The following is a 12,139-nucleotide window of genomic DNA, read 5'->3' as shown; positions in this document are numbered from 1 at the left end:
ACGCCGCGCGCAAGGCGCGCGGCTCTGGAGGCGACCTTGGACTTCCTGCCCGAACCTTTTCGCACCGTGCTGGCCTTCGTCGTCGTGCTCGGCGTGCTGGTGTTCTTCCATGAGCTCGGCCACTACCTCGCCGCGCGCTGGCGCGGCATCCATGTCGAGCGGTTCTCGGTGGGCTTCGGGCGCGCCATCGCCAACTGGACCGACAAGCGCGGCACGGAGTGGCGCGTCGGCTGGCTGCCGCTCGGCGGCTATGTGAAGCTGCACGGCCAGGAGCAGCCCGAGGACGTGGCCGACGAGGTGCGTGCGGGCTGGCGTGAGGGGCAGACCTTCCACGAGAAGCCGGTGCGCGACCGCGCCATCGTCGTGGCCGCCGGCCCGGCCGCGAATTTCCTTCTCGCGGCGCTGATGTTCGCGGGCCTCTACATGGCCGTCGGCCGCCCGGCCTCCACCACGGCGATCGGCACGGTGCAGGAAGGCTCCGCCGCCGCGCGCGCGGGGCTGGTGGTGGGCGATCGGATCATCGCGCTCGACGGCACGCCCGTGACCCGCTTCGAGGAGGTGCAGCGCCACATCCAGCCGCGCCACGGCCAGAGCGTGCAGGTCACGATCATCCGCGACGGCCAGCAGCGCGACATCGCCGCGGTGCCCGAGGCCCGGGTGGCGGGCGATCGCACGAATGGCGTGCTGGGCATTGGCGCCGGACCCGCCCAGTTCGAGCGGATGGACCCCTTCTCAGCGCTCTGGGCTGGCACCGCGCAGACCTGGGACATCACGGTGCAGACGCTGGCGGCGGTCTGGCAGATGATCGCCGGTGGCCGGGGGGCGGAGGATCTGGGCGGGCCGCTGCGCATCGCGCAGATGTCAGGCCAGGTGGCGGAGATGGGGGTGGCGAGCCTTGTCTCCTTCATGGCGGTGCTCTCGGTGAACCTCGCCCTGATCAACCTCTTCCCGATTCCCGTCCTGGATGGCGGCCACCTGATGTTCTACGCGGCGGAGGCGATTCGCGGCCGGCCGCTGCCCGCCCGGGCGCAGGAATACGGGTATCGCGCCGGTTTCGCCCTGCTCATCACGCTGTTCGTCTTCGCCACCTGGAACGACCTGTCGCAGCTTGGCTTCGTGCGCTGGGCGGCGGGCCTCTTCGGCTGAGCGCGGCGTCAGGGCGGCGCCTTGCGGGCGCCATTTTCGCGGGCTAGGGCTGCTCCGCGAAAGCCCAGGGGTGGCGGGGGAGGGGCGGCTCGGCTAGTGTCCGCCGCCTTGCCACCACCCTGACTCGGGCCTGCCTCGGGCCCTCCCGCCAGGGGATCGTATTGGGATAGAAGCCTTGGTCGCCCATCGGCTCCTTCTGCTCGCCGCCTCCTGCCTGATCCCCGTGGCCCTCGTGCTGCCGGCGGAGGCGCAGCAGCGCGCCCCGCGTGCCCCCGCCGTTGTCGCCCCCCCGCCCGGGCAGGGGCCGATCATCCGTGGCGTGGATGTGGAGGGCAACCAGCGCATCGAGGCCGACACGATCCGTTCCTACATGCTTCTGCAGGCGGGCGATCGATTCGATGCCGATCGGCTCGACCGCAGCCTGCGCACCCTGTTCGCCACCGGGCTGTTCCGCGATGTCGTGGTCTCACGCAATGGCGATCGGATCCGCGTGCAGGTCGAGGAGAACCCGATCGTCAACCGCGTGGCCTTCGAGGGCAATTCCAAGGTCTCGGACGACAATCTCCGCCCCGAACTCACCCTGCGCTCGCGCGCCGTCTTCACGCCACAGGCGGCGCAGGCCGACCGCCAGCGCATCCTGGAGATCTACGCGCGGCGCGGCCGCTTCGCCGCGCGGGTCGAGCCGAAGATCATCCAGCTCGATCAGAACCGCGTCGACGTGGTCTTCGAGATCGAGGAAGGCACGGCCGCGCTGGTCAGCCGCGTCAGCTTCGTCGGCAACGAGGCCTATTCCGACAGCCGCCTGCGCGACGTTGTCGCCACGCGCGAGCAGGCCTGGTACCGCCTGCTGTCCAGCTCCGACGTCTACGACCCCGAGCGGCTGAATTTCGACCGCGAATTGCTGCGCCGCTACTACCTGCGAGCGGGCTATGCGGACATGCAGGTCCTCAGCGCCACCGCCGAACTGTCGCCCGACCGCAGTGGCTTCTTCGTGACCTACACGATCGACGAAGGCCGCCGCTATCGCGTGGGCAAGGTGGAACTCACCAGCACGGTGCGCGGCGTCGATGCCGCCTCGCTCCGCCGGGAATTGCTGATTGCCGAAGGCGGCTGGTACGACGGCGACGCCGTGGAGCGCACGGTCGAGGCGTTGACCGAGAGCCTCGGGCAGCGCGGCATTCCCTTCGTCGAAGTGCGTCCACGCGTTTCCCGTGACCGGGAGAGCGGCGTCGTCGACGTGACCTTCGAGGTGGTGGAGGGTACGCGCTCCTTCGTCGAGCGTATCGACATCAACGGCAACAACCGCACCGCCGACCGCGTGATCCGCCGCGAGTTCCGCCTGGCCGAGGGCGACGCCTTCAACGCCTCCCAGGTGCGCCGCTCGCGCCAGCGCATCCGCGACCTGGGCTATTTCGCGGCCGCCGAGATCACGCCCCAGCCCGGTTCCGCCCCTGACCGCGTGATCCTGAACACGCAGATCCAGGAACGTGCGACGGGCGAGGTCTCCGTGGGCGGCGGCTTCTCGACCGATGCCGGCTTCCTGGCGGATTTCGGCATCCGCGAGCGCAACTTCCTCGGCTCCGGCGTCGATGCCCGCGTCCAGGCGCTGCTGGCCGAACGGCGCCAGCAATTCGACTTCTCGGTCACCGACCCGCAATTCCTCGACCGCAACCTGGCCGCGGGCTTCGACATCTTCTACGTCACGCGCAACCTGCAGGACACCTCGGGCTACTCCGAGCGCCGCGCCGGTGCCGCGATCCGCGCCGGATACGAGATCAACGAGCGGCTGCGCCAGTCCTGGTCCTACAGCCTGGTGCAGCGCGAGATCTACGACGTGGATCCGAATGCCAGCCGCTTCATCCGCGAGCAGATCGGCACCACGCTGCTCAGCCAGGTCAGCACCACGCTTTCCTACGATCGGCGCGACAGCCGCATCGATCCGCGCAGCGGCTACGTGGTGCGCATCGGCGGTGATTTCGCGGGTCTCGGCGGCGATGTCGCCTATATCCGCCTGCGCGGCGACATCGCCGGCTACATCCCGCTCGAGCGCGTGCTGGGCGACCGGGACTATGTGCTGGTCCTCACCCTGGGTGGCGGGCAGCTGACGCCCTGGGGCGACAAGGGCGATGAGCGCATCATCGACCGCTTCTTCCTCGGCGGCGACAACCTCCGCGGCTTCGCTCTCGCCGGTGCCGGCCCGCGGGACACCACGACGAACGACCCGCTCGGCGGCCGCATGATCTGGACGCAGACGACGGAGCTGCGCTTCCCGCTGCCGCTGCCGCAGGAACTCGGCCTGATCGGCCGCGCCTTCGTCGATGTCGGCGCGCTCTACGACACGCCCGTGAGCGGCGTGGGCGTGGTCGACGAAAGCAGCCCGCGCGTGGGCATGGGTGTCGGCCTGTCCTGGCGCACGCCGGTCGGCCTGATCAACATCGATGTCGCGCAGGCTGTCGTGAAGAAAGACTATGACGAAACGCAGCTCGTGCGGTTCGGCTTCGGCACCCGCTTCTAGCTCCTTCCGGGATTTTCTGACGATGCGTCTTCGCCTCCTGCTGCCCGCCCTCCTGCCGGCTCTCCTGTTCACGGTGGAGCCTGTGCGCGCCCAGCAGCAGAACCCCGAATGGTTCGTCCCTGGCCAGCAGCGCCCGCAAGGGGGGGCGCAGGGTCAGGCCCAGCAGCGCCCGCCCCAGGGCGGCCAGCAAGGCCAGCAGCGCCCGCCTGCCGCCGGCCAGCGCCCGCCCGCGCCGGTCATCGCCATCGTGGACATCCCCGAGGTGCAGCGCCTCTCCGCCGCCTTCAACCAGGTGCGCGAGGAGATCGAGCGCCGCCGCGCCCGGCTGAACGACGACCTGCAGCGCGAGCAGACCCGTTGGCGTGAGGAACAGGCGACGCTGGCCGCCGGCCGCGCCACCCTGCCGCCCGAGACGCTGCGCGCGCGCGAGCGCGAGCTGCAGGACCGCATCACCGACGCCCAGCGCATCTTCCGCGACCGTTCGCGCGCCATCGACCAGGCGACGCAGGCCGGGCTGCAGCAGATCGAGCAGGCGCTCGGCGCCGTGATCCGCCAGGTCGCGGCCTCGCGCGGCGTGAACATGGTGCTGCCGCGCCCGCTTGTCGTGTTCAACGAGGCCGGCTTCGACATCACCGACGAGGTCTCGGCGCAGATGAATCGCGTGCTCCGCACCGTGAACCTGCCGCCCGAAGGCGCCCCGCCCACGGATGCGCCCGCCCCCGCGCCCGCGGCGGCCGCCCGTCCGGCCACGCCCCCCGCCGCTCCGGCCCAGCCCGCCCAGCCGCCGCGGCGGAACTGAGGCGTGGGCGCCGATCCGCGCTTCTTTCCGGGCGGCGTGCCGCTCAGCCTGGGTGAGGCGGCGGCGATTGCCGGGGGCGAACTGCGCGGCGATCCCGCCCGCCTGATCCGCGGCGCCGGCCCGTTGCAGGAGGCGACGGGGGAGGAGATCTCTTTCCTCGACAACCGCCGCTACGCCAAGCTGCTGCCGACGACACGTGCGGCCTGCGTGGTGCTCTCCGCAGATCTTCTGGCCGGGCTGCCGGAAGGCTGCGCCGCCATCGTCGCGCCGCGTGTCTATCTCGGCTTCGCGCGCATCCTGGCCCGCCTGCATCCCGCACCCGCGCCCCGGCCCGGCATCCATCCTTCCGCCGTCGTCGATCCCACGGCCGTGCTGGGCGAGGGCGTCGAGGTCGGTCCGCTGGCCGTGATCGGCGCGCGGGCGGAAATCGGGGCGGGCTGCCTCATCGGCCCTGGCGCCGTGGTGGGGGAGGGCGTGGTGCTCGGCGAGGGCTGCCGCATTGGCGCCCATGCCAGCCTGAGCCATTGCATCGCGGGCCGCGGCGTGGTGCTGCACCCCGGCGCGCGCGTGGGGCAGGAGGGCTTCGGCTTCGCCGTGACCCCCGAGGGCGCCTTCGAGACCATGCCCCAGCTTGGCCGTGTGCTGCTGGGCGACCGGGTGGAGATCGGCGCCAACGCCTGCGTCGATCGTGGCAGCCAGGGTGACACCGTGCTCGGCCCGGGCACGCGGCTCGATAACCTCGTGCAGGTGGCGCATAATGTCCGCACCGGACAGTCCTGCGTCCTGGTCGCGCAGGTGGGCCTCGCGGGCTCGACCACGCTCGGCCATGGCGTGCAGATGGGGGGACAGGCCGGCACTTCCGGCCATTTGAGCATCGGCGATGGCGCGCAGATCGGCGCGCAATCGGGCGTGATGGGCGATGTCGAGCCTGGGGCGCGGATCGTGGGCAGCCCCGCCTGGCCGGCGCGCGAGACGCTGCGTGCCTTCGCGACGCTGCGCCGCCTGGCCCAGAAGCCCGGATGATCCCGCAGCCCCGCGTGGTTCCCCTCCGCGCGCGTCTGGATTACGACAGGGGCCGCAAGAAGCCCGGGGGGTCGATATGACGGAGCAGGAGCCTGCAGCAACGCCACCAGCCGCGACGGTGGAGGCCTATGACATCAGCCGGATCATGCAGGCGATCCCGCATCGCTACCCCTTCCTGCTGGTGGATCGCGTGGTCGATGTGGTGCCCAACGTCTCGGCCGTCGGCATCAAGAACGTCACCATCAACGAGAATTTCTTCCAGGGGCATTTCCCGCAGCACCCGGTGATGCCCGGCGTGCTGATCATCGAGAGCATGGCCCAGACCGCCGCCGTGCTGGTGGTGGAGACGCTCGGGCCGAGCGCCCAGGGCAAGCTGGTCTACTTCATGACCGTGGACAACGCGAAGTTCCGCAAGCCGGTGGTGCCGGGCGACCAGATGCGCGTGCATGTCGTGAAGGAGAAGTCGCGCGGCAACATCTGGAAGTTCAACGCCGAGGCCAAGGTCGATGGCAAGGTCGTGGCCGAGGCGAATTACGCCGCCATGATTCTCGACAAGTGAGCGGGGCGCCGGGCTTGTCCCTCATCGATGCCACGGCCGTCATCCACCCGGCCGCCCATGTCGCGCAGGGTGCGCGGATCGGCCCGAACTGCCACATCGGTCCGGGCTGCATCGTCAGCGCCGACTCCGTGCTCGGCGCCGATGTCGAGTTGATCGCCCATGTGGTGCTGGATGGCCGCGTGGTGCTGGGCGACGGCGTGAAGGTGTTCCCCTTCGCGACCATCGGCCTGCCGCCGCAGGATCTGAAGTACAAGGGCGAGCCGACCTCGGTGGAGATCGGCGCCCGCACGCAGGTGCGCGAACACGCGACCATCCATCGCGGCAGCACCGGCAGCAGCGGCGTGACGCGAATCGGGGCGGATTGCCTGCTGATGTGCGTGGTGCATGTCGGGCATGACTGCACCATCGGCAACAATGTCATCCTCGTGAACAACGTGATGCTCGCGGGGCATGTCACGATCGGCGATTTCGCCGTCATCTCGGGCGGCGCCGCGATCCAGCAATTCGTGCGGGTTGGCCGCATGGCGATGGTCGCGGGCATGTCCGGCGTGGAGCGCAACGTGCTGCCCTATGGCCGGGCCAAGGGCTATCGCGCGAAGCTCTACGGGTTGAACACCATCGCCATGCGCCGGCGCCTTGGCCTGTCCAAGGAACGGGTGATGGCGGTGGCGCGCGTGGTGCACGAACTCTACCGCGCCCCTCGGCCTGATGAAGCTGCGGCCGGGATGGCCGCACAGCACCCCGAGGATGCGCTGCTGCAGGAAATCCTGGGCTTCGCGGCCGAGCGCGGCAAGCACGGGCTGGTGCCCTTCGGCCGCTCGAACCCCGAGGATGAGGACGCGGGAGAGGCCGCATGAGTGGCGAACCGCTCGGCCTTGTCGCCGGCGGCGGGATGTACCCCATCCGCATCGCAGACGCCGCCGCGAAGGCCGGGCGCAGCCTGTGCATCATCCTGCTCGAAGGCTTCGCCGAGCCGCGCGACTACCGCCGTTTCCCGGGCGCGGAGGTGATCCCGATCGGCCATGTCGGGCGGATGCAGCGCAAGCTGCGTGGCGCCGGGGCGCGCGACCTGGTGCTGGCGGGCAAGGTGAAGCGGCCTTCCTTCCTGTCGCTGCGCTTCGATGCCGAAGGCGCGAAGATCGCGGCAAGGCTGGGTCGCCGTGCGCTGTTTGGTGGCGACGACAGCCTTCTCGCCGCCTGTGTGGCCCTGATGCGCGAGGAAGGCTTCAATCCGCTCGGTGGTCAGGAGATCCTGGCCGAGTTGTTGGTCGAGCCAGGGCCGCTGACGCGCATCCAGCCCGATGACCAGGCGCGCGCCGACATCGCGCGCGGCATCGGCGTGGTGCGCGCGCTGGGCAATGCCGATGTCGGGCAGGGATGCGTGGTGCAGCAGGGCATGGTGCTCGGCCTCGAGGCGATCGAGGGCACGGATGCGATGCTGGCCCGTTGCGGCGAGTTGCAGCGCGAAGGCCCGGGCGGCGTGCTGGTGAAGCTGATGAAGCCGCGCCAGGATATTCGCGTGGACATGCCGGTCATCGGCCCCGACACCATCCGCGCCGCCGCGGCCGCGGGGCTGCGCGGCATCGCGATCGAGGGCCGCAACGGACAATCGGGCACCATCGTGATCGACCGCGACGTCACCGTCGCCGCCGCGGAGGCCGCCGGGCTGTTCCTGGTGGCGATCCAGCCGGATCAGTTTCTTGCCGACTTCAACAAGGACGAATCGACATGAGCCAGCCTCGCATGCTGCACACGATGATCCGCGTCGGTGACCTCGAGAAGAGCGTCGCCTTCTACACAGGCCCGCTCGGCATGAAGGAGCTGCGCCGCCGTGATGTGCCGGAGGGCAAGTACACGCTGGTCTTCGTCGGCTATGCCGAGGAGAGCACCGGGGCCGCGGTGATCGAGCTGACCTACAATTACGGTGTCGAGAAGTACGACCTCGGCGGCGGCTTCGGTCATCTGGCCGTCGGCGTGCCCGACATCTACGCGACCTGCGACGCGCTGCGCGCCGCCGGGGCCAAGATCACGCGCGAACCGGGGCCGGTGAAGTTCGGCACCACGGTCATCGCCTTCGTGGAAGATCCCGATGGCTACAAGATCGAACTGATCGAGCGGAAGTGAATCACGCGCGGTTGCGCCGCTTCGCGCGCAACCGCAACGCCTCGCTGAGGGCGAGGAAGACCAGCGAGCAGACGAACAGCAGCGACGCCGCCGCCAGGATCGTCGGCGTCATGTATTCGCGCACATTCGCGTACATCTGGCGCGGCAGGGTGAACTGCCCCGGCCCCGCCAGGAATAGCGTGATCACGAATTCGTCGAGCGAGGTGGCGAAGGCGAAGATCGCCCCGGCTGCGATGCCCGGCCAGATCAGCGGCACCAGCACGCGGCGGAAGGCCAGCCAGGGCGACGCGCCGAGCGAGGCCGCCGCGCGGAGCAGATTCGCATCGAAGGTCTGCAGCGTGGCCAGCACCGAGACCACGACGAAGGGCACGGCGATCACCGTATGCCCCAGCACGAGCCCCGGCAGCGTGCCGGCGATGCCGATCAGCGAGAAGGCGAAGAACATCGCCGCCGCCGTCACGATGAAGGGGGTCACCATCGGCAGCGTCAGCAGCGCCACCAGCACGCCCCGCCCGCGAAAGCGCCCGAGATGCAACCCGATCGCCGCCATGGTGCCGAGCAGCGTCGCCACCACCATGGTGAGGGCGGCGACGACCAGGCTGTTCTTCGTCGCCAGCACCCAGCGGCCGTTGGTGAAGAAATCCTGATACCAGCGCAGCGAGAAACCCTGCGGCGGGAAGGCCATCAGTTCGGTGGGCGAGAAGCTCAACCACATCGCCGCCAGCATGGGCAGCATCAGGAAGGCGAGGATCAGCCCGGTGACGAGCGGCAGCGCCACCCTCACAGCCGCGCCCCCGGCATGGCCACGCCGCCGGTCAGCACGCGCGCGACGGCCAGCACCGCGCCCGTCATCGCCAGCAGATAGACCGAGAGTGCGGCCGACATGCCCCAATTCACCTCGCGATTCATGAAATAGGCGATGAACCAGGCGACCAGCTGGTCGCGCTCGCCGCCCACCAGCGCCGGCGTGATGTAGAAGCCGACGGCGAGCAGGAACACCATCGCCCCCCCCGCCAGCACGCCGGGCAGGGTGAGGGGCAGCCATACGCGGCGGAAGGTCATCCAGCCCCCCGCGCCGAGCGAGGCGCTGGCCCGCAGATAGGCACGGTCGAGCCGCGTCATCACGCTCACCATCGGCAGGATCGCCACCGGCAGCAGCACATGGATGGTCGCCAGCAGCACCGCGAAACGCGTGCCGACAAGCTGCATCGGCGCGTCCAGGATGCCGGCCCACACCATCGCGTCGTTGATCGGCCCCTCGCGGCTGAGCAGCGCGAACCACGCCGTGCTGCGCACCATCACCGAGGACCAGAAGGGGATCAGCACCAGCGTCAGCGCGAGGGAGGACCAGGGCGCGGAGAGCCGCGCGATCGTCGCCGCCACCGGATAGGCCAGCAGCACGCAGGCCAGCGTGACGATGACGCTGACCGAGAGCGTGCGCCAGAACAGCGTGCGGTAGAGCGCCTGCTCGGGCTCCACCGCGCGGATCGCGCCCTCGGGCGTGCGCGTCAGGTCGAGCGCGCGCAGCAGGTAGAGCGAGGTCACCGGCCCGCCGGCGCGCTGGATCAGGCGCCAGGTCTCCGCCTCGCCCCAGCGGGCGTCGAGGGCGATCAGCGCGGGCTTGTAGGGCGCCTGGAGATTGTCGCCCGCGCGGGCGACGCGCAGCAGCAGCGTGCGCATGCCCGTGCGCTCGAAGTTCAGCCGCGCGGCGAGGTCACCGATCCGCCGCTCCTCAAGGGCCGCCGCCAATTCGCGGGCGATGGCGGCGAAGGCCTCTTCCCCCGGCAGGTCCTGCCCGTCCCAGCGCGTGAGCGCCGCGCGTGTGGCGGGCAGGGTGGTGGCGACCTCCGGGTCACGGAGCGCCGTGCCCAGCGTGACGCCGACGGGCAGCAGGAAGGCGCCCAGGATCAGCAGCAGCAGCGGCGCGACCAGCGCCGCCGCCAGCCAGTTCCTGCGCGCGATCATGCCCTCAGCGGTTCAGCCAGGCGGCGAAGCGCTGCTCGAGGTCCGGGCCGTTCTCCAGCCAGAACTCGGTGCTGATCTGCAGTCCGCCGGCCTGATGGTTGCTCATCATCAGCGGGTTGCGCGCGCGCACCTCGGGGTCGTTCGCCACCGCCGCCGTCACCGGGTTGATCGGCCAGACCTTGGTCAGTTCCAGCAGCGGCGCCGGATTGGTGATGTGCTCGATCAGGCGCATGCCCGCCGCCGCGTTGGGCGAACCGCGCACCACCGCCCAATAGTCGAAGGCGAAGAGCAGCGTGTTCCAGTTGAGGTTGTAGCGTGCCCCGCCGCGGATCGCGTTCGCCGTACGCCCCACGAAGCCCACCGCATAGGCCACCTCACCGCTGTTCACGAGCTCGATGGGCTGCTGCCCGCCGGTCCAGAAATGCAGGCTCGGGCGGATGCGGTCCAGCGCCGCGAAGGCGCGCGCCTGGCCGGCCGGGGTGGCGAGCACGCGATAGACATCGGCCGCCGGCACGCCATCGCCCATCAGCGCGATCTCGAGCGTCATGCGCGCGCCGCGGCGCAGCGTGCGCCGGCCCGGGAAGCGCTGCGTGTCCCAGAATTCCTGGAAATTCGACGGGCCATTCGCGTGGCGCGCCGTGTCCCAGAACACGGAGACGCCCCAGCCGATCGCCCCCGCCCCACAGGTGCTGGTGCCGCCGGGCAGGAATTTCGCGCGGTTGACCACGGACCAGTCGATGCGCTCGAAGATGCCGTCCTCGCAGCCGCGGATCAGGTCCGGCGCCTCGACCATCACCACGTCCCAGGTGACGTTGCGCGCCTGCACCATCGCGCGGATCGGCCCGACATTGTAGTCATAGGCGCTGTCCACCACGGGCTGCCCGAAGGTCGAGAACAGCGTGCGCCGCATGTGGTCCTGCAGCGCGCCGCCACCGGCCACGATGGTCAGGTCCCGCGCTGCGGCCGGCGTGACCGCCATGACGCCGCCGAGCAGCAGCCCGGCCAGCCCAGTGATCCACTTCCTCATCTCTGCCATTCCCCTGTCTCGGTGATTGCTGCGGCTGGCGTGATGTGCCAGCCGGCATTCTTCTTGCGGTAGTAGGTGTTGAGCAAGCGAATCGTCACCGGTCCCGGCGTGCCTTCGCCGACTGGCGCGCCATCGATACGCGTCACCGGGAACAGCCCGCAGGAGGTCGCGGTGAGGAACACTTCCCGCGCCCCGCGCAACTCGGTCGGCGTCAACCGCCCGTAGCGCGCGGGGATGCCGAGCTCGGTCGCGATGTCGAACATCGAGCGGCAGGAGATGCCCGGCAGCACGCCGGAATCGGGCGAGACCAGCGTGCCGTCCACAAGGGCGACGACGTTGAAGCCCGGCGCCTCGGCCACGTCGCCGGCATGGGTCAGCAGGATCGGCACGTCGCCGCCCGCATCCTGGGCGGCGAAGGTGGCGCGCAGGAAATCGCCCCAATGGCTGTTCTTCCACACCGGGTTCACCGAGGAAGCGGCGATGCGCGGCACCTCGGGCACGATCAGCGCATGCTGCCCGCGCCGCATCTGCGCCGGCTGCCCGCGCAGGATCAGCGGCGTGCAGGTGGCGAAGAAGCGCGCCTTGGACAGGCGTGGATCGCGCGTGCCCGGCACGGCCTGGCCGCGCGTGCAGGCGAAATAGACCAACGAATCGTCCAGCCCGCTCTGCCGCACCAGCCGCGCGAGGATCGCGCGCACCTCTGCCCGCGTCAGGCGGGGGTCCAGCCGCAGCCCGGCCATGGAGGCGAAGAAGCGGTCGAGATGGTCCTCCAGCCGGAAGAATCCGCCCCGCCAGCTGTGCACGACATCATAGGTCATGTCGGCATACATCAGGCCGAGATCGCGTACCGGAATCCGCGCCTCGTCCAGCGGCACCACGGCGCCGTCCACGTAACCGAGGGCACGGCTGAAATCCGCGTTCTCGACCGTGAGGTGCGTGGGCACCTCCATTTCCTCGACCATCCGGCACTCCTTGGTGAGC

General features: G+C 70.2%; 12 protein-coding genes. 8 read left to right on the top strand and 4 right to left on the bottom strand.

Annotation, left to right across the window (positions count from 1 at the left end):
* Positions 1–36: 36 nt before the first annotated feature.
* The 8 genes from rseP (at position 37) to gloA (ending at position 8,166) form a co-directional block, all read left to right on the top strand.
* Positions 37–1,146, top strand: a complete 1,110-nt coding sequence (rseP, locus tag AC2D9U_RS03795) for an RIP metalloprotease RseP (protein ID WP_484746615.1) — start codon at positions 37–39, stop codon at positions 1,144–1,146.
* A gap of 175 nt (positions 1,147–1,321) precedes the next feature.
* Entirely contained in the window at positions 1,322–3,661 is a 2,340-nt protein-coding gene (gene bamA / locus AC2D9U_RS03790) for an outer membrane protein assembly factor BamA (protein WP_484746614.1), read from the top strand.
* 22 nt (positions 3,662–3,683) lie between these two features.
* Positions 3,684–4,460 (top strand): OmpH/Skp family outer membrane protein, encoded by a 777-nt coding sequence (locus AC2D9U_RS03785; protein WP_484746612.1) that lies wholly within the window; start codon positions 3,684–3,686, stop codon positions 4,458–4,460.
* Between the two features lie 3 nt (positions 4,461–4,463).
* Complete coding sequence (lpxD, locus tag AC2D9U_RS03780) at positions 4,464–5,483, top strand: UDP-3-O-(3-hydroxymyristoyl)glucosamine N-acyltransferase (protein ID WP_484746610.1); 1,020 nt, start codon at positions 4,464–4,466, stop codon at positions 5,481–5,483.
* A gap of 76 nt (positions 5,484–5,559) precedes the next feature.
* The gene (gene fabZ / locus AC2D9U_RS03775; protein WP_484746607.1) at positions 5,560–6,042 is read left to right on the top strand and encodes a 3-hydroxyacyl-ACP dehydratase FabZ; all 483 of its coding nucleotides are present in this window, start codon (positions 5,560–5,562) and stop codon (positions 6,040–6,042) included.
* 14 nt (positions 6,043–6,056) lie between these two features.
* Entirely contained in the window at positions 6,057–6,899 is an 843-nt protein-coding gene (gene lpxA / locus AC2D9U_RS03770) for an acyl-ACP--UDP-N-acetylglucosamine O-acyltransferase (RefSeq protein ID WP_484746605.1), read from the top strand.
* Complete coding sequence (locus tag AC2D9U_RS03765) at positions 6,896–7,774, top strand: LpxI family protein (protein WP_484746603.1); 879 nt, start codon at positions 6,896–6,898, stop codon at positions 7,772–7,774. Before lpxA ends, AC2D9U_RS03765 begins: the two co-directional genes overlap by 4 nt.
* The gene (gene gloA / locus AC2D9U_RS03760; protein WP_484746601.1) at positions 7,771–8,166 is read left to right on the top strand and encodes a lactoylglutathione lyase; all 396 of its coding nucleotides are present in this window, start codon (positions 7,771–7,773) and stop codon (positions 8,164–8,166) included. Before AC2D9U_RS03765 ends, gloA begins: the two co-directional genes overlap by 4 nt.
* A 1-nt stretch (position 8,167) precedes the next feature.
* On the opposite strand, the gene AC2D9U_RS03755 is transcribed toward gloA, so the two are convergent.
* From AC2D9U_RS03755 to AC2D9U_RS03740, 4 genes are read right to left on the bottom strand one after another with little or no spacing between them, the layout of a single operon-like run.
* Positions 8,168–8,944, bottom strand: a complete 777-nt coding sequence (locus AC2D9U_RS03755) for an ABC transporter permease (RefSeq protein ID WP_484746599.1) — start codon at positions 8,942–8,944, stop codon at positions 8,168–8,170.
* A gap of 2 nt (positions 8,945–8,946) precedes the next feature.
* Entirely contained in the window at positions 8,947–10,131 is a 1,185-nt protein-coding gene (locus AC2D9U_RS03750) for an ABC transporter permease (protein WP_484746598.1), read from the bottom strand.
* A 4-nt stretch (positions 10,132–10,135) separates the two neighbouring features.
* The gene (locus AC2D9U_RS03745; protein ID WP_484746596.1) at positions 10,136–11,158 is read right to left on the bottom strand and encodes an extracellular solute-binding protein; all 1,023 of its coding nucleotides are present in this window, start codon (positions 11,156–11,158) and stop codon (positions 10,136–10,138) included.
* Positions 11,155–12,120: an aminotransferase class IV gene (locus AC2D9U_RS03740; protein ID WP_484746594.1), complete on the bottom strand. Its 966-nt coding sequence runs from the start codon at positions 12,118–12,120 to the stop codon at positions 11,155–11,157. The genes AC2D9U_RS03745 and AC2D9U_RS03740 overlap by 4 nt, the downstream gene beginning before the upstream one ends.
* Positions 12,121–12,139: the final 19 nt, after the last annotated feature.

It is taken from the genome of Roseomonas sp. TF40 (genome assembly GCF_057219975.1).
This window is presented reverse-complemented; position numbering and strand designations above follow the sequence as displayed.

What these genes read in the sequence shown, in the direction of transcription:
- fabZ (WP_484746607.1), top strand. Translation starts at nt 5,560, where the DNA reads ATGACGGAGCAGGAGCCTGCAGCAACGCCACCAGCCGCGACGGTGGAG.
- AC2D9U_RS03765 (WP_484746603.1), top strand. Translation starts at nt 6,896, where the DNA reads ATGAGTGGCGAACCGCTCGGCCTTGTCGCCGGCGGCGGGATGTACCCC.
- AC2D9U_RS03745 (WP_484746596.1), bottom strand. Translation starts at nt 11,158, where the DNA reads ATGAGGAAGTGGATCACTGGGCTGGCCGGGCTGCTGCTCGGCGGCGTC.
- gloA (WP_484746601.1), top strand. Translation starts at nt 7,771, where the DNA reads ATGAGCCAGCCTCGCATGCTGCACACGATGATCCGCGTCGGTGACCTC.
- AC2D9U_RS03750 (WP_484746598.1), bottom strand. Translation starts at nt 10,131, where the DNA reads ATGATCGCGCGCAGGAACTGGCTGGCGGCGGCGCTGGTCGCGCCGCTG.
- AC2D9U_RS03785 (WP_484746612.1), top strand. Translation starts at nt 3,684, where the DNA reads ATGCGTCTTCGCCTCCTGCTGCCCGCCCTCCTGCCGGCTCTCCTGTTC.
- AC2D9U_RS03740 (WP_484746594.1), bottom strand. Translation starts at nt 12,120, where the DNA reads ATGGTCGAGGAAATGGAGGTGCCCACGCACCTCACGGTCGAGAACGCG.